The 14,477-nt window shown below is 62.9% G+C and carries 14 protein-coding genes; 6 read left to right on the top strand and 8 right to left on the bottom strand.

Annotated elements, in window-relative coordinates; all coding sequences use genetic code 11:
* Positions 1 to 97: 97 nt before the first annotated feature.
* Together C2L66_RS29350 and C2L66_RS29345 are read left to right on the top strand one after the other, a co-directional pair.
* On the top strand, positions 98 to 2,587 hold the full coding sequence (locus C2L66_RS29350) for a penicillin acylase family protein (RefSeq protein ID WP_060604617.1): 2,490 nt from the start codon (positions 98 to 100) through the stop codon (positions 2,585 to 2,587).
* A 32-nt stretch (positions 2,588 to 2,619) separates the two neighbouring features.
* Entirely contained in the window at positions 2,620 to 3,015 is a 396-nt protein-coding gene (locus tag C2L66_RS29345) for a nucleotide pyrophosphohydrolase (RefSeq protein WP_054933244.1), read from the top strand.
* 317 nt (positions 3,016 to 3,332) lie between these two features.
* On the opposite strand, the gene C2L66_RS29335 is transcribed toward C2L66_RS29345, so the two are convergent.
* From C2L66_RS29335 to C2L66_RS29300, 8 genes are all read right to left on the bottom strand, one after another.
* A complete protein-coding gene (locus C2L66_RS29335) occupies positions 3,333 to 3,911 on the bottom strand; it encodes a YceI family protein (protein WP_035998866.1) in 579 nt (192 codons plus the stop codon).
* A 36-nt stretch (positions 3,912 to 3,947) separates the two neighbouring features.
* Complete coding sequence (locus C2L66_RS29330; RefSeq protein ID WP_098021663.1) at positions 3,948 to 4,511, bottom strand: YceI family protein; 564 nt, start codon at positions 4,509 to 4,511, stop codon at positions 3,948 to 3,950.
* A gap of 54 nt (positions 4,512 to 4,565) precedes the next feature.
* Positions 4,566 to 5,135, bottom strand: coding sequence for a cytochrome b (locus tag C2L66_RS29325; RefSeq protein WP_060604627.1), 570 nt, complete (start codon positions 5,133 to 5,135; stop codon positions 4,566 to 4,568).
* Positions 5,136 to 5,300: 165 nt separating this feature from the next.
* Positions 5,301 to 5,660, bottom strand: a complete 360-nt coding sequence (locus C2L66_RS29320) for a hypothetical protein (protein WP_060604629.1) — start codon at positions 5,658 to 5,660, stop codon at positions 5,301 to 5,303.
* A gap of 180 nt (positions 5,661 to 5,840) precedes the next feature.
* Positions 5,841 to 6,383: a nucleoside deaminase gene (locus C2L66_RS29315; RefSeq protein WP_060604633.1), complete on the bottom strand. Its 543-nt coding sequence runs from the start codon at positions 6,381 to 6,383 to the stop codon at positions 5,841 to 5,843.
* Positions 6,384 to 6,416: 33 nt separating this feature from the next.
* Positions 6,417 to 7,529 carry a BMP family ABC transporter substrate-binding protein gene (locus tag C2L66_RS29310; protein WP_098021615.1) on the bottom strand — a complete coding sequence of 371 codons (1,113 nt, stop codon included), beginning with the start codon at positions 7,527 to 7,529 and terminating at the stop codon, positions 6,417 to 6,419.
* A gap of 340 nt (positions 7,530 to 7,869) precedes the next feature.
* Complete coding sequence (locus tag C2L66_RS29305; RefSeq protein WP_060604636.1) at positions 7,870 to 8,481, bottom strand: hypothetical protein; 612 nt, start codon at positions 8,479 to 8,481, stop codon at positions 7,870 to 7,872.
* A gap of 7 nt (positions 8,482 to 8,488) precedes the next feature.
* The gene (locus C2L66_RS29300; RefSeq protein WP_060604639.1) at positions 8,489 to 9,883 is read right to left on the bottom strand and encodes a selenium-binding family protein; all 1,395 of its coding nucleotides are present in this window, start codon (positions 9,881 to 9,883) and stop codon (positions 8,489 to 8,491) included.
* A 259-nt stretch (positions 9,884 to 10,142) separates the two neighbouring features.
* Between C2L66_RS29300 and C2L66_RS29295 the strand changes: the two genes are divergently transcribed.
* From C2L66_RS29295 to C2L66_RS29280, 4 genes are all read left to right on the top strand, one after another.
* Positions 10,143 to 10,961, top strand: coding sequence for a helix-turn-helix transcriptional regulator (locus C2L66_RS29295; RefSeq protein ID WP_060604643.1), 819 nt, complete (start codon positions 10,143 to 10,145; stop codon positions 10,959 to 10,961).
* A 154-nt stretch (positions 10,962 to 11,115) separates the two neighbouring features.
* A complete protein-coding gene (locus tag C2L66_RS29290) occupies positions 11,116 to 12,480 on the top strand; it encodes an MFS transporter (RefSeq protein ID WP_060604646.1) in 1,365 nt (454 codons plus the stop codon).
* A gap of 22 nt (positions 12,481 to 12,502) precedes the next feature.
* Positions 12,503 to 14,200 carry an FAD-dependent oxidoreductase gene (locus C2L66_RS29285; RefSeq protein ID WP_060604649.1) on the top strand — a complete coding sequence of 566 codons (1,698 nt, stop codon included), beginning with the start codon at positions 12,503 to 12,505 and terminating at the stop codon, positions 14,198 to 14,200.
* Positions 14,201 to 14,225: 25 nt separating this feature from the next.
* Positions 14,226 to 14,405 (top strand): hypothetical protein, encoded by a 180-nt coding sequence (locus C2L66_RS29280; protein ID WP_060607018.1) that lies wholly within the window; start codon positions 14,226 to 14,228, stop codon positions 14,403 to 14,405.
* Positions 14,406 to 14,477: the final 72 nt, after the last annotated feature.

Below are 14,477 nucleotides of genomic sequence, written 5' to 3'. Positions count from 1 at the left end.
GTGGGCGCTTTCGTTACTGTCGAATGGGAGCGTGCAAACTGCTTCGTGCACAATGCCCGGACGCCCCCGACTCCCTGAACTACTACGAACCCGAACGATGAGCCGTCGTCCCGCCGTCGCAAGCCAGTCGTCAAGCAGATCGATCGGTAAAACCGTCGGCCTCGCCGCGCTCGTGCTGGCGGGCCTCGTCGTCGCGTTGCTGGGCGCGGCGCTGGTCGGCGGCTGGCTGCTGCTGCGCGGCAGTCTTGCGCAGCTCGACGGCACGCAGCGCGCGCTATCGCTGTCGTCGGCGGTGACGATCGAGCGCGACGCGCTCGGCGTGCCGACCGTTCACGGCGCGACGCGCGCCGATGTCGCGTACGCAACGGGTTTCCTGCACGCCCAGGATCGCTTCCTGCAGATGGACCTGCTCCGGCGCGTCGCGGCGGGCGAAATGTCGGCGCTGGTCGGCCCGAACGCGCTCGAACTCGACAGGCGCAACCGGCTGCACCGATTTCGCGCCCGCGCGCATGCGATCGTCGAAGCCATGCCCGCCAGTCAGCGGCAACTGCTCGAGCGCTACACGGCGGGCGTCAATGCGGGGCTGGCGGCGTTGTCGTCGCGGCCGTTCGAATACTGGATGCTGCGTACGCAGCCCGAGCCGTGGCGTGCCGAAGATTCGCTGCTGGTCGTCTACGCGATGTACTTCGATCTGCAGTCGTCCGAAACGCGCCGCATTCTGGCGCGCGCCGTGTTGCGCGACCGCGTGAGCGCCGACCTGTACGCGTTTTTGCTGCCCGCCGCGAGCCACTGGGATGCGCCTTTCGACAGCGCATCGACGCCGCCCGTCGAACCTGCGCGTTTGCCTTCCACGCGCCCCGACTGGCTCTCGGCGCCGAAGCCGGTGAGCGTCGCGAGCGAGCAGACGCAGGACGTGAGCGAGTCCGCGGTGGGCAGCAACGGCTGGGTCGTGGACGGCGCGCACAGCGCGCATGGCGGCGCAATCCTCGCGAGCGACATGCACCTGGGGCTGTCGCTGCCGAACATCTGGTATCGCGTGTCGCTGATGTGGCCTGCCGGCGACGGACTGCCGATGCACGCGCTGACAGGCGTGAGCCTGCCCGGCGCGCCGCTCGTGATTGCGGGCAGCAACGGCAAGATCGCGTGGGGCTTCACGAACAGCTACGGCCGCTATATCGATCTGATCGAATTGCAACGCAATCCTGCCGACCGCCTGCAGTACCGCACGCCCGAAGGCGTCTGGGCGCGCGCGAGTGTCTATCACGAGCGTATCGACGTGAAGGGCGGCGCGAGCGTCGACTTGCCGGTGGCAGAAACGCGCTGGGGTCCGGAACTGACGGTCGGCGCGCGCGCGTATGCATTGCGCTGGGTCGCGCATGATCGCGAGGCCGTGAACCTCAATCTGCAAAAGCTCGAAGACGCGAAGACGATCGACGAAGCGCTGCGCGTCGCGCAAACCAGCGGCCTGCCCACCCAGAACATCATGGTCGCGGACTCGCGCGGCAAGATCGGCTGGACGCTGGCGGGGCCGCTGCCGCAACGCGATCCCGCCGACCTGCAACACGGCCCGGACAGCGACACGCCGTACGACTCGGCGACATACCAAGGCTGGCAGCGCTATCTGCCGCCCGCGTCGTACCCCAAACGCGTCGATCCGCCGCTCGGCCGTTTGTGGACGGCGAACAATCGCGTGGTGATGTCGCGCGACGCCGCGCTGATCGGCGACTCGGGCGCCGACCTCGGCGCGCGCGCGTCGCAGATCCGTGACGACCTGCTCGCCGCGCCGAGCCCCGACGAGCACGCCATGCTGTCCATCCAGACCGACGACCGCGCTCAATGGATCGAGGTCTGGCGGCGCGTGGCGCTCGAAGCGCTCGATGCCGGCGCGCTGGAAGGTCATCCGCAGCGCGCGGCGTTCCGCCAGCAACTGGTCGCATGGAATGGACGCGCGGATGTCGACGCCGTCGGCTATCGGCTCACGCGCGGTTTCTTCTTCGCACTGTACGACGCGTGGTTCGGCAGGCTCGACGCCGAGCTTGCGGGCGCGATGCCAGGCGGCGGGAATGGCAATCCGCCGCTTGGTCTGCGGGTTGCCAACTCGCGCTACGAAGCCGTCATGGAGACGCTCGCGGGGCATCATGCGTGGATGCCGGACGGCTTCAGGGACTGGCGCGCGTTCATGCTCGACCGCATCGATCGCACGATTGCGCAGCTACCGGCCGATACGCCGATCGAACAGGCGCGCTGGGGCGAGCGCAATCGCGCGGCGATCGAGCATCCGTTTGCGCGTATCGTGCCGGCGTGGCTGCCGTGGGTGCGCGGCTGGCTCGGCGCGCCGCACGATGCGTTGCCCGGCGATATCAACATGCCGCGCGTGCAGGGGCCCGCTTTCGGCGCATCGGAACGGATGATCGTGTCGCCGGGACGCGAGCAGAGCGGCATCTTCGAGATGCCGGGCGGACAGTCGGGGCATCCGCTGTCGCCATACTTTCTCGCCGGTCACGAAGCGTGGGTGCGCGGCGAGAAGACGTCGTTCCTGCCGGGCGCGCCCGTGCACCGGCTGATACTTGGCCGGACGGGGCAATGATTCTGTATTGAAGGTTTGACTGGAGTGTCCGTATGGAGAAGGAACGCAGCAGCGATCTGCTGGCGGTGCGCGATCTGTTGAGGCAGTTCGTCGATGAGCGTGACTGGTCGCGCTTTCATTCGCCGAAGAATCTCGCGACGGCATTGAGCGTCGAAGCGAGCGAATTGCTGGAGCCGTTTCAGTGGCTGCAGTCGGGCGAGAAAAGCGAACTCGCCGACGACAGGCTCACCGCAATCCGTCACGAAATGGCCGACGTACTGACATATCTCGTGATGCTCGCCGACCGGCTCGACGTCGATCTGTATGCGGCGGTGCTGGAGAAGATCGAATTGAATCGCGCGAAATATCCGGCGCACAAGGTGCGCGGCGATTCGCGCAAGTATTCGGAATACGACGCGGAGCACGGCGCGGAGCACGGCGGCGATTAGCGGTTTGTACCGTGGCGACGTCTTCCGCGAAGAAGCGGCGGCGCGCCAGTCGTCGTTGGACAGCAGACAGTCGCGCAGCACGCGCACGTCGCGCAGCGTCAACGCGAGTTCGCAGCCGAACGACGGATCGGATGCCGCCGCATCGTCGCCGATCAGCGCAACGCCGTCGCGATATGGAGGCTCGACCCGGCAATAGGTGAGTGTTTTCGGGAGTGGTTCGCGTTGGGCCAGGTAAAGGCGAAATTAAGGCCAAGTTAAGGCCGAAGCATGAAAAAAGCCGCCCGAAGGCGGCTCGCGTAGCGGTCGGCGCGAAGCGCTTACTGCTTGACGCCTTCTGCCTGGATATGCAGCACCGTCTTCGTGTTGAAGCCGTACGACTTGCCCCAGTCGATGCCGAAGTCCGCGCGGTCGAACGTCGCCGTCGATTCCGTGCCGCACACTTCGCGCTTGAGCATCGGGTTGATGAAGCACTTGAACGATTCGATCTTCAGGTTCAGCGGCTTCGTCACGCCATGCAGCGTCAGTGTGCCGATGACCTCGACGGGCGTGTCGCCGTCGAAGCGGATCTGCGTGCCCTTGTAGGTCGCCGTCGGGTACTTCGCTGCGTCGAAGAACTCGGGCGTTTGCAGATGCTTGTCGAGCTTGTCGTTGCCCGTGTCGATCGACGCCGTGTCGATCGTCACGTCGACCGTGCCCGTCTTCGCCGCGCGATCGAGCGTCACCGTGCCGCTCGACTTCTTGAACTTGCCGCGCCATACCGAGATGCCGCCGAAGTGATCGGCTTCGAAGCTCGGGTACGTGTGGTTCGGATCGAGCTGGTACGTATCGGCGGCCATTGCATTGAACGACATGCCCGCGATCAGCGCGCCCGCTGCGATCAACAGTTGTTTCTTCACGTTATTCTCCTGAGTTGATGAGTGTGCCCCGCGCGCTCAATGCTTTGCGGCGACGATGTGGAACTTGATGACGACGTCGTCGGCGACCACCGACGTATCCTTCCATTCGCCCGAGCCGATGTCGTACTGCGTGCGTTTAATGGGCAGCGAGCCGTCGAACGTCTGCGTCGCGCCTTGCTGCGTGATGGAAACGGGCACGGTGACAGTCTGCGATTTGCCCTTGATGGTCAGCTTGCCCGTGACCTTGTACTGATTGCCGCCCGCGGGCGCGATCGCTGTCGAAACGAAAGTCGCTTTCGGGAACGTCGCGCTGTCGAACCATTCCTTGCCACGCACCTGCTTGTTGTATTCGGGGTCGCCGAGGTCGTAGCTGTCGGTGTCGATCGACAGGTTCGCGCTGCCTGCCGTTGGCTTCGCGGGATCGAACGTCAGTTGCGCGTTGAACTTCCTGAACGTGCCGTCGACAGGCACGTTCATCTGCTTCGAGGTCGCGACGACCGTGCTCTTGCCCGCATCGACTTGCGCGAGGGCTGGCAACGCGACGGCGAACAGAACGGCGGCGGCGCCCGCCAGCACGCGGCGATAAGAGTTGTTCTTCATGTTCATTCGATGATCCAGCGTAAGGTCAACATGAAAGCGCCATGAAAAGCGCGCTCATTTGAGGAAGGGAATCATGCGGGCAAGCAGTCCGTCGCGTTCGACGAACTGATGCTTGAGCGCCGCGAGCACGTGCATGGCAAACAGCACGAGCAGCGTGTAGTTCAACGCGATATGCGTGGTGCGCAGAATCGCCTTCAGCGCCTGATCGGGTCCGATGAAAGTGGGCAGCGGCAACACGCCGAGATACACGACCTGCACGCCCGCCGCCGAGCTGAAGAAGTAGCCGGTAACGGGAATGGCAAGCATCAGCACGTAGAGCAGCGCGTGAGTAGCGTGCGCGGCGGCCTTTTGCCAGCCGGGCATCGCAGCGGGCATCGGCGGCGCTGCATGCGTTGCGCGCCACACGACGCGCAGCGCGGCCAGCGCGAACACGGTGACGCCGATCCACTTGTGCCACGACACGTATTTGAGCTTGGTCGGCGTGAAGCCCGGAATGTCCGTCATGATCCAGCCGAGATAGAAGCCGCAGATCATCAGCAGCGCGATCAGCCAGTGCAGCGCAATGGCCGTGCGGCTGTAGCGCAGACTCTGGCCTGGGCTCTGAGAAGAAGCGTGGGACGTCATAGGCAATCGAGTACCTTCGCGTGTTCTGTTCACTGTGGAGTGCGACGCAATGACGCCGCCTCCGATTGAACGCGAATGGTAGTGGGCGAATATGCCTATGAATAGCTATGCGCGGGAGAACAGATCGTTGCGGTGGTGCGAGCAATCGTTTAACAATTCTGCTGATTAGTCGCACCTTGAAGCGCGATAGGCTTGTTCTGCCTCCTGACGTCGGAAGTAGCCTTGCAAGGTGGTTTCCGGTTCGCCGCTGTAGCCGCCTAACTTCGGGACGACGGCGTTTGCCCGATCTTGCTCTGGTGGACGGAAAGACTCGATATAGTTGTGGATGATCTCTCTACAGCGCCTTTCGAAGTCCGAGTCGTCTTTGAGCGGTGTGGCCATGGACCTGTCGAAGTTCTGCTGGAGCGGGCTGCGATACGTATTGCCGGGAGAGCCGGTCGCAAGTGGTTTTACGGCGGCTTGCGCAATGGCGTTACACGTCAGTGTGACGATGCAAAGCGAAATGAGTAAGACCCGGGCGTCCATGATCGTGGATAGTGGCCAGCGATGGAGCCGAGTATAGGCACCGAACGGTGCACTTCGACACTGAGAAAAATCAACGAATCGTCACTGTCGGCAAGAACATGCGCACATCGAGCACATGCATGGGACGAGGCAAAGGATGGATCACCAAACCTTTGCGCTTTAGCAATGTTGCGCGGCGCTTTAGCCAGAACGCGAAGCCCAAAAAGCATGCTGCACCTGCATGATTTCTTCTTCTACTTCGGCGACAGGCCCGATCAGATCGACGCGCTTTTGACAATGATCGAAGACGTATTGCGACGACACGCTCATCGTGGGGTTTTCAGCATGATTACCCGTGGCTTGCAGCAGGCGTTCTTCCGTCATCCCGAACACCACGCGCCCGATGTTCGCCCAGTACGCGGTGCCCGCACACATGCAGCACGGTTCGACGGTCGTATAGAGCGTACAACTCCACAGATACTGCGGCGTGAAGTTGAGCGCCGCAATGCGTGCCAGCACCGATTCTGCATGATTGACGGTATCGACGTTGCCTTGTTCGATCAGCACGGTCTCCTGATCCGGGCCGACGAGAATCGCGCCGAACGGATGATGGCCCATCAGCGTCGCGCGTTCTGCCACGACGCTCGCATGACGCAGATGACGCACGATCTGTTCGCGCGTCGGCGCAAGCCCCTGCTCGGGGAAGTCCGACGCGTTCTGTTTCGAGGGATGGCGCAGGCTCAAACGGTGTCTCCTCCGTGGGTGGTTATGCGAGCGTTACTTCGGCAACGATCCGTCGACGCCCTGCACGAACCAGTTCAGCCGCAACAGTTCCGCATCCGACAGCGACTTGCCCGCTGCCACCTTGATCGCACCGCCCTGATCCTTGATCGGCCCGGAGAACGGGTCGAACTTGCCTGCGATGATGTCGTCGCGCTTTTGCGCCAGCGCTTTCTGCGCGACGGGCGACACGGCTTGCGTGTTGATGCTCGCCAGGTCGATCGCTTTTTCCTTGAGGCCCCACCACGTCGGCGCATTGGTCCACTTGCCCGACTGTACCTGTTCTATCAGATGCGAATAGTAGACGCCCCAGTAACTGACGCACGCGCCCAGTTGCGCATTCGGGCCGAACTGCTTCATGTCCGAGTCCCAACCGAACGCATGCACCTTCTTCTGCTCGGCCGTCTGCATCGTGGCCGTCGAATCGGTGTTCTGGATCAGCACGTCGGCGCCCTGGCCGATCAGCGTTTCGGCGGCCTGCTTTTCCTTGCCCGGGTCGAACCAGGTGTTGATCCACACCACCTTCACCTTTGCATTCGGATTGACCGAGCGCGCGCCCATCGTGAATGCGTTGATGTTGCGCACCACTTCCGGCACGGGCACCGACGCGACGAACCCGAGCGTGTTGGTCTTCGTCGTATAGCCGCCGACCAGCCCCGCGAGATAGGCGCTCTGATAGGTGCGCACGTCGTAGGTGGCGAAGTTCGCGGCCTTCTTGTAACCGGTCGCGTGCTCGAAGACGATGTCGGGGTAATCCTTCGCGGTCTTCAGTTCGAAGTCCTGGAAGCCGAAGCTCGAGCCGACGATGATCTTGTTCCCCTTGTTCGCGAGGTCGCGGAACACACGCTCAGAATCCGCCGATTCGGGCACGTTCTCGACGCGCGTCACCTTGATCTTGTCGCCGAACTTCGTTTCGATCGCCTTCACGCCTTGCTCGTGCGCGTAGGTCCAGCCGGCGTCGCCGGGATTGCCGAGGTAGACGAAGGCGACGCCCAGCGGCTCGGCAGCCGTGGCAGATGTGCTGAGGGCAGCGGCGACGCCGAGTGTGGCGAGCAGCGCGGCCGGGACGCGCAGCGAACGCATGACTGCGCGGGCCATTGTTGTTTTCATGAAATCTCCGGAGACGGGGAAGGGAATCAGCGGAGATGGTCGTAAGCCAATATCGAGGTCGAAATTGAATTCCGTTATGCGCCCTATAACGGAATTGATATGAAGGATGGGTTCGCGGGTCGCGGCAGGTTCAGTTGCCACGCCTGGAACAGCAGGAACGGACGGGCGGTCGTCATTGCGTCGTCTTCGTCATGGTGAGCTTGCTGGTCGTCGATGGCTCACGATTGCGCTTGCGGTGAGGCTATTCGGGAGCCGAGCAACGGTGAGTTGCCTCGTAACCCGCACGGCACTGTAGCGAAAGGTGAGGTTATTCGGGACCTGGGTCGAGCACTGCGCGCGGCTAGCCGGTGACGATCAGCAGCACGCCCGTGACGCTCAGCGCGCCACACCAAAGCCAGTCGAAATTGATCCAGCCCCGGCGCAGCATGCCGAGCCCCAGATACTGATAGGCGGCGAGCGCGATAGCGCTGGCCGTCACGAGCGTGACGACGGTATGGACGGCCGTCACCTGACCGACCGATTCGAGCGAGCTGCCGACAGGCATCCCCGCGCCGCACAGCGGCAGCAGCGCCGGCAGCAGCATCAGGCCCGCGCCGTGCATCGTCGCCATCGCTGTCGACCACAGCGCGAGCCCCACGAAGCCCGCTGTCATGCCGACGCGCACGCGTTGCTTGTGGCCGTAGAAATGGTGATACGCGGCCCAGGCAATCAGCAGAATGCCCATGACGATGCGCAGATGCACGGTGTGCGTGAAGAGCCCGAGCGCGACGGCCGACGTCGTCACCAACATCACGGAGACGGCATGCCCGAGCGCGAGCGGCGGCAGCGCCATCAGCAAGGCTTTGCGGCTGCCATGCTGAAGCCCGAGCGCGGCCGCGAACAGCCAGCCCATCGCCGGGTTCACGCCATGAAAAATGCCGCTGCCGATCACCGTCGCCCACACGCCGTTCATTGCGCGCTCACGGATAGCAATACGAATCCGACGACGCGTCGCCGCCTTCCAGCCGGATCTGATGCGGCCGATGCGACTTCGGCCAGTCGACGAAGAAGTCCTTCGCCACGGTGAGGCCGCCCGTCTTCCCCGCGTCGAGCTTGACCATCCAGCCATTGAGGCCGTCCGGGTAGAACTGTTCGTCGATCGCGCCGTACAGCGAGTTCGTGAAGTACACGCGGCTGCCGTCGCGGCTTACTTCGACCATCTGCGGGCCGCCGTTCAGCGGCCGCTCGCCTGCCGCCGGATGCGTCGCACGCGCGACAATGCCGCCGATGCGCACCGTGCCCGTCAGTTCCGGCTTCATCGGATCGGAGACGTCGTATTGTCTGAGGTCGCCCGTGCCCCAGCACGACACGTACAGGAAGCGGTCGTCGAGCGACAGCGCGATATCCGTGACGAGCGGCGGCACGGCGCCGAAGCCTTTGAGCATGGGCGGCAGCAATGAGGCGTCGGCGGGCTCGGCGGGAATCTCGATCACCTTGCGCGCGGCCCACTGATCGCCGTCGCGATACCACGTCCAGATCGACGCCGACAGGTCCTTGAGGCTGATCACCGAATTCACGAAGCCGTAGGCTTTGGTTGGATCGTGCGCGGGGCGTAGTTCGAATACCAGCTGGTTCTCCGCGCCGAAGTCGACGACCTGTTTGTGCTTGCGCGTGTTCATGTCCCAGAAGTGCAGCCGATGCCCGTACTGCCCGCCGAGCAGCACTTCCGGCACAAGGCCGTTCTCGAAGGTCGCGGGCAGGCCCCATTCGCTCGTCACGACGGTGTCGTAGCCGAGATGCCACCAGCCGTCATACGCGAGTTGCTGCGGGCCGCGATCGATTTCCCACTGGCCGCGAATGTCGAACGTTTCATGGTCCATCAGGAAGATGCCGCCGGGCGCTTCGCCCTGCGCATTCGCCAGCGACACCACGTAGATGCCCGCCGGCCCGCAGTGCACGGTGTGCGGGCGCGTATAGCCCGCCTTGTCCGCGACTTCCGCGGGTTCGAGCACGCGTACGATCTGCGGCTGCCGCTTGTCGGGCTTCGTATCGAGAATATGGATACGCGACGAGCGCAGCCCCGGCACGACGAGATAGCGGCGCTCCGTATGCGGATGCGGCGCGTTCGGACATAGACACGAGCTGCACGCGTTCCAGCCGAAGTGATGCAACTCGTCGCCCGTATTGGGCATCGCCACGCGGCCGACGATGCGCCCATATTCCGCCGAGCCAGGATCGACATCGACGACGGCAAGCTCGTCGGGCCTTTCGCGCGACGGATCGAAGCTCGCCACATACGCGACGGTTTCCTTCGGCGCGCTGCTTGCCATGCGCGCGGACGGATAAAAGGTCGGATCGGGTTTCCATGTCGCCATGACTCATCTCCAGGAAGATGTTGCGATGCGGCACGCGAGTCGCGCGCGCCATGTATCAAAACGGCACGAGCGTTTGAGCTTTTCACTGTAGGCAATTTCGCGGCGGCTTGCGGGATTGTTGGTATTGGCGTCAAAGGCCGGTCGACGCAATAGCGCCGGTTTGCCTGTCCAGGCGCCCGCCGCCCATGCGCAAACGCCACGCAGATTAAAATGATGCGATTCCACGTTTTCTCTCGCCGCTTCTAGCCGTATTCCCATCATGCGTTCATGGCGTCTCGACCGTCCCGTTTCGCAAGGGCAGCTGGATCTCAGCCGCGCGACGGGCCTCGTGTCGTCGATCGGCAGCGACGATACGAATGCGCTCGCCGCCGAAGTGCTGAAGCTGCTCGGCGACATCGCGGCGATTTCGCAGTGCACGATCTTCGCGTACGAGTTCGGCAACCGGCCGCGTACTGTTTCCGTGGCGGACCATCGCGGCGGGCGTTTTCTGCGCGACGTCGCCGATACTTACGCGCGCCACTTCTATGCGCTCGACGGCAATCAGAAGATCGTTTCGTCGGCACGCAGCGACAAGCCCGGCTCGACACTCGTGCTGCATCAGCAGACGAGCGAAGACATCCTCAACGAAGCGTATCGCGCGGCCTGCTATCAGCAGCCGAACGTGTCGGACCGCGTCTCGCTGCTCGTGCAGCCGACGCCCGATATCTGGCTCTCGGTGAACCTGTATCGCGATCGCCGCTTCGGCAATTACCATCCGCGCGAGATCGCGTTGATCGAAGCGATGGCGCCGTTGATCGCGCACGCGGCGAAGCATCACTACGCGATCTGCGGCCAGCGCGATCTGGCGATCTCGCATCTGATGCTCGCGCGCGTGCGCGGCCTCTGTCCCGAACTGTCGAAGCGCGAACTCGACGTGCTGACGGGCGTGCTCGAAGGACGCTCGGCGCAGGAAATCGGCGACACGATGGGCATCAAGGCGACAAGCGTCGTCACGTATCAGAAGCGCGCGTTCCGGCGGCTCGGCATTTCGAGCCAGCGGCAGCTGTTTGCGCTGTGCATCGGGCCGGGCAAGGTCTGACGCATTCCTTTTCTTCAGCGCATTTGCGCTGACGTATCCGCGTTTTCCCCAGGCCTGAACAGGCGCCACGTTGTACCCAAAATGAGGACAGGCCGTACATAGCCGCGCTCCATACTGCGACGCATCAGAAAGCGACAACATCGGAGACAACGGTATGGACACCTCCTCGCGAGCCGGCTCGCTGCATGCGACGCCTGCCACCACCGCGCCGCATGCGCACGAACAGCCCGTCATCGCCAAGGTATCGCGGCATCTGCTGGGGTTCCTGTTCGCGCTGTTCTTCTTCTCGTTTCTCGACCGCATCAACATCGGCTTCGCCGGCCTGACGATGATGAAGGACCTCGGGCTCACGAGCACGCAATTCGGTCTCGCGACGACGCTCTTCTACGTCGCCTACATCGCGTTCGGCATTCCGGGCAACGTCGTGCTGGCGCGCATCGGCGCGCGCAGATGGATCGGCACGATCATGATCGCGTGGGGACTGGCTTCGACGGCGACGATGTTCGCCTCGAGCCCGGGCACGCTGTACGTGTTGCGCGTGCTGGTGGGCGTGACGGAAGCGGGCTTTTTGCCAGGCATCCTGCTGTATCTGACCTACTGGTTTCCGGCTGCGTATCGGGCGCGCGCCAACGCGCTGTTCATGATAGCGATGCCCGTCACGGCGGCTGCCGGCTCGGCGTTGTCGGGCTTTATTCTCGGACTCGACGGCACGCTTGGGCTGAAGGGGTGGCAATGGCTCTTTCTGCTCGAAGGCTTGCCATCGGCGATTCTGGGTCTCGCTGTGTACGCGTATCTCGACGACAGTCCGCAACAGGCGCGCTGGCTCGACGACGAAGAAAAGCGCACGCTCGCCGCAACGCTTGCTGCGGAACATCGGCAGGGCGTTGCTGTGGATGCTCGTGCGAGTCGCGAGAAAAGTATCGTCAGTGAACTGCTGTCGCCGGCTGTCGTGAAGTTTGCGATTGCGTACTTCTGCCTAGTCAACACGCTGGCAATGGTCGCCGTGTGGACGCCGCTGATCGTGAAGAGCTTTAGCGCGGATGCGAGCAATCGCACGATTGGCCTGCTCGCCGCGATTCCGCAGGTGTGCACGATCGTTGCGATGATCTGGTGGGGACGCCGCTCTGACCGCAAGCAGGAGCGCAAATGGCATCTGATGATTCCGATGCTGTTCTCTGCTGCGGGCTGGCTGTGCACCGCATATTCGTCGAATCCGGCCATGCGCATGGTCGGCGTGTGTCTTGCGTCGGCCGGTTCGTACACGGCGATGTCGATCTTCTGGACCACGCCCGATCATGCGTTGAGCTTTCGCGCACGCGCCATCGGCATTGCCGTGATCAACGCGACGGGCAACATCAGTTCGGCGCTCAACCCGCTGATCGTCGGATGGCTGAAGGACGCGACGCACAGCTTTTCGGCGGGGCTGCTGTATTCGGCGGTGCTGCTGGTGATCGGCGTGATCATCGTGACGCTGTTGCCGATGGACAAACGCGAAGCGCCACACGCGCGGCTCGCCTGAAGGAATCGATCTGGAGCATTGGATGAACAAGCAATTCAAACCGTATCCGTTCACCGCGAAAAAGTACGCAGCGCGCGTGCCGCAATTGAAAGAGGGTGTGGACGCGCAGCGTCATGCGGTGACGATTGTCGGCGGTGGGCCCGTCGGTCTCGCTGTCGCGCTCGGTCTGGCGAATCACGGCGTGCGCTGCGTGCTGATCGAAGCGGACGATTCCGTCTGCTATGGCAGCCGCGCGATCTGCATTTCACGCCGCAGCCTGGAGATCATCGAACGGCTTGGCGCACTCGATGGCTTTCTGAAAACGGGCTTGCCGTGGACGGGCGGCCGCAGCTTCTATCGCGAGACGGAAGTGCTGCACTTCACGATGCCGCAGGACGAAAACCAGAAGCTGCCGCCGATGGTGAACCTCGCGCAATATCACATCGAACAGTTCTTGCTGGATGCGGCGGAGAAGCGCGCCGATCTGATCGATATCCGCTGGCAGACGCGCGTGAAGTCGATCGATTCGCGCGATGACGGCGCAACGCTGCAACTGGGCACGCCTGATGGCGACTACGCGCTGGAAACGGACTGGGTTGTCGCCGCCGATGGCGGGCGCAGCACGATCCGCGAAGCGCTCGGCTTGCAGTTGCAAGGCACGAGCTACGAAGGGCGTTATGTGATCGTCGATATCGAACTGCGAAGCGATCGTCCGACGGAACGTCTCGCGTATTTCGATCCTTCGTCGAATCCGGGTTCGACCGTGCTCGTGCACAAGCAGCCGGATAACGTGTGGCGCATCGACTATCAGTTGCGCGATGGCGAAGACGCGGGGCAGGCCGTGAAGCCTGAAAACGTTATGCCGCGCGTGCAAAGCCTGCTCGACATGATGGGAGAGAAAGGCGAGTGGGCGCCGATCTGGATCACGATCTACAAGGCCAATGCGTTGACGCTCGAGCGCTATCGTCATCGGCGCGTGATGTTCGCGGGCGATGCTGCGCATCTCGTGCCGATCTTCGGTGTGCGCGGCGCGAATTCGGGTATTGACGATGCGGACAATATCGCGTGGAAGCTGGCGTTTGTCGTGAAGGGATTGGCGTCTGATGCGTTGCTCGACAGTTATTCGGATGAACGTGTTGCCGCTACGCATGAGAATTTGAGTTATGGCACGAAGAGCACCGAGTTCATGGCCCCGCCTTCATTTGCATTCGATCTGATGCGCAAGGCGGTGTTGAGTCTTGCTGTGGAGCATCCGGGTGTGCGCTCGCTGATTAATCCGCGGCAGACGTCGGCGATTACTTATGTGCAGTCGCCGTTGAATGTTGCCGACGGCGATGGGTTTGGTGCTGGGCCTGTGCCGGGGGCGGTGCTCGCCGAGTTTCCGCTGACGATTGCTGAAGGTGGGCATGCGCGTGAGGCGCATTTGACCGATCTTGTCGGTGCGCGGTTTACGGCGCTGTGTTTTAGCGACGAGGGTGAAGTGTCCGCTGATTTCACCGCGCTTGCGCAAGCGATGCGTGAACGTGGGGTGCCGTTCAAGGTTGTGTCGATCAGCGCGCATTTGCGTGCCCAGGCGCGGGGTGTGCACGCGTGGGATCACACGGGACGCATCTTCGGGCGTTATGACGCGAAGCCGGGCACGGTGTATCTGGTGCGCCCCGATGGACATGTGCTGGGGCGCTGGCGCAATGCGCGCGCGGACGATGTCGATGCGGCGATTACGCGCGCGCTTGCTCGATGAACCGATTCAACGAATGGAGAACGCGATGACCGATGCGGAACTCGATACTGTCTATACGCGGCTGTGTAGGACGATGACTCAAGTCGGTGAGGCGAATGCGCCGATGTTTCTGGCGAGGTTTGCGCTGCTGGCGATTGAGAGGATTGACGATGCCGATGTGTCGTTGAAGTTGATCGAGGCGGCGGGCGATGGGGTAAGCGGGTAGCTTTTGTGGTTCATGGATTGATCGTTTGGTGTTTTGGGTTTTGGGGTGGGCATTCGTGATTTGCTTTTGCGC

The organism is Paraburkholderia caribensis, assembly GCF_002902945.1.
GTDB classification, from domain to species: domain Bacteria; phylum Pseudomonadota; class Gammaproteobacteria; order Burkholderiales; family Burkholderiaceae; genus Paraburkholderia; species Paraburkholderia caribensis.
Note: the sequence above shows the minus strand (reverse complement) of the source record. Positions and strands in the feature narration are given on the sequence as shown.

Bases quoted from the DNA above. Each gene is read 5' to 3' on its own strand.
- C2L66_RS29350 (WP_060604617.1), top strand. From the start codon at position 98: ATGAGCCGTCGTCCCGCCGTCGCAAGCCAGTCGTCAAGCAGATCGATC.
- C2L66_RS29345 (WP_054933244.1), top strand. From the start codon at position 2,620: ATGGAGAAGGAACGCAGCAGCGATCTGCTGGCGGTGCGCGATCTGTTG.
- C2L66_RS29330 (WP_098021663.1), bottom strand. From the start codon at position 4,511: ATGAAGAACAACTCTTATCGCCGCGTGCTGGCGGGCGCCGCCGCCGTT.
- C2L66_RS29325 (WP_060604627.1), bottom strand. From the start codon at position 5,135: ATGACGTCCCACGCTTCTTCTCAGAGCCCAGGCCAGAGTCTGCGCTAC.
- C2L66_RS29320 (WP_060604629.1), bottom strand. From the start codon at position 5,660: ATGGACGCCCGGGTCTTACTCATTTCGCTTTGCATCGTCACACTGACG.
- C2L66_RS29310 (WP_098021615.1), bottom strand. From the start codon at position 7,529: ATGAAAACAACAATGGCCCGCGCAGTCATGCGTTCGCTGCGCGTCCCG.
- C2L66_RS29305 (WP_060604636.1), bottom strand. From the start codon at position 8,481: ATGAACGGCGTGTGGGCGACGGTGATCGGCAGCGGCATTTTTCATGGC.
- C2L66_RS29300 (WP_060604639.1), bottom strand. From the start codon at position 9,883: ATGGCGACATGGAAACCCGATCCGACCTTTTATCCGTCCGCGCGCATG.
- C2L66_RS29295 (WP_060604643.1), top strand. From the start codon at position 10,143: ATGCGTTCATGGCGTCTCGACCGTCCCGTTTCGCAAGGGCAGCTGGAT.
- C2L66_RS29290 (WP_060604646.1), top strand. From the start codon at position 11,116: ATGGACACCTCCTCGCGAGCCGGCTCGCTGCATGCGACGCCTGCCACC.
- C2L66_RS29285 (WP_060604649.1), top strand. From the start codon at position 12,503: ATGAACAAGCAATTCAAACCGTATCCGTTCACCGCGAAAAAGTACGCA.
- C2L66_RS29280 (WP_060607018.1), top strand. From the start codon at position 14,226: ATGACCGATGCGGAACTCGATACTGTCTATACGCGGCTGTGTAGGACG.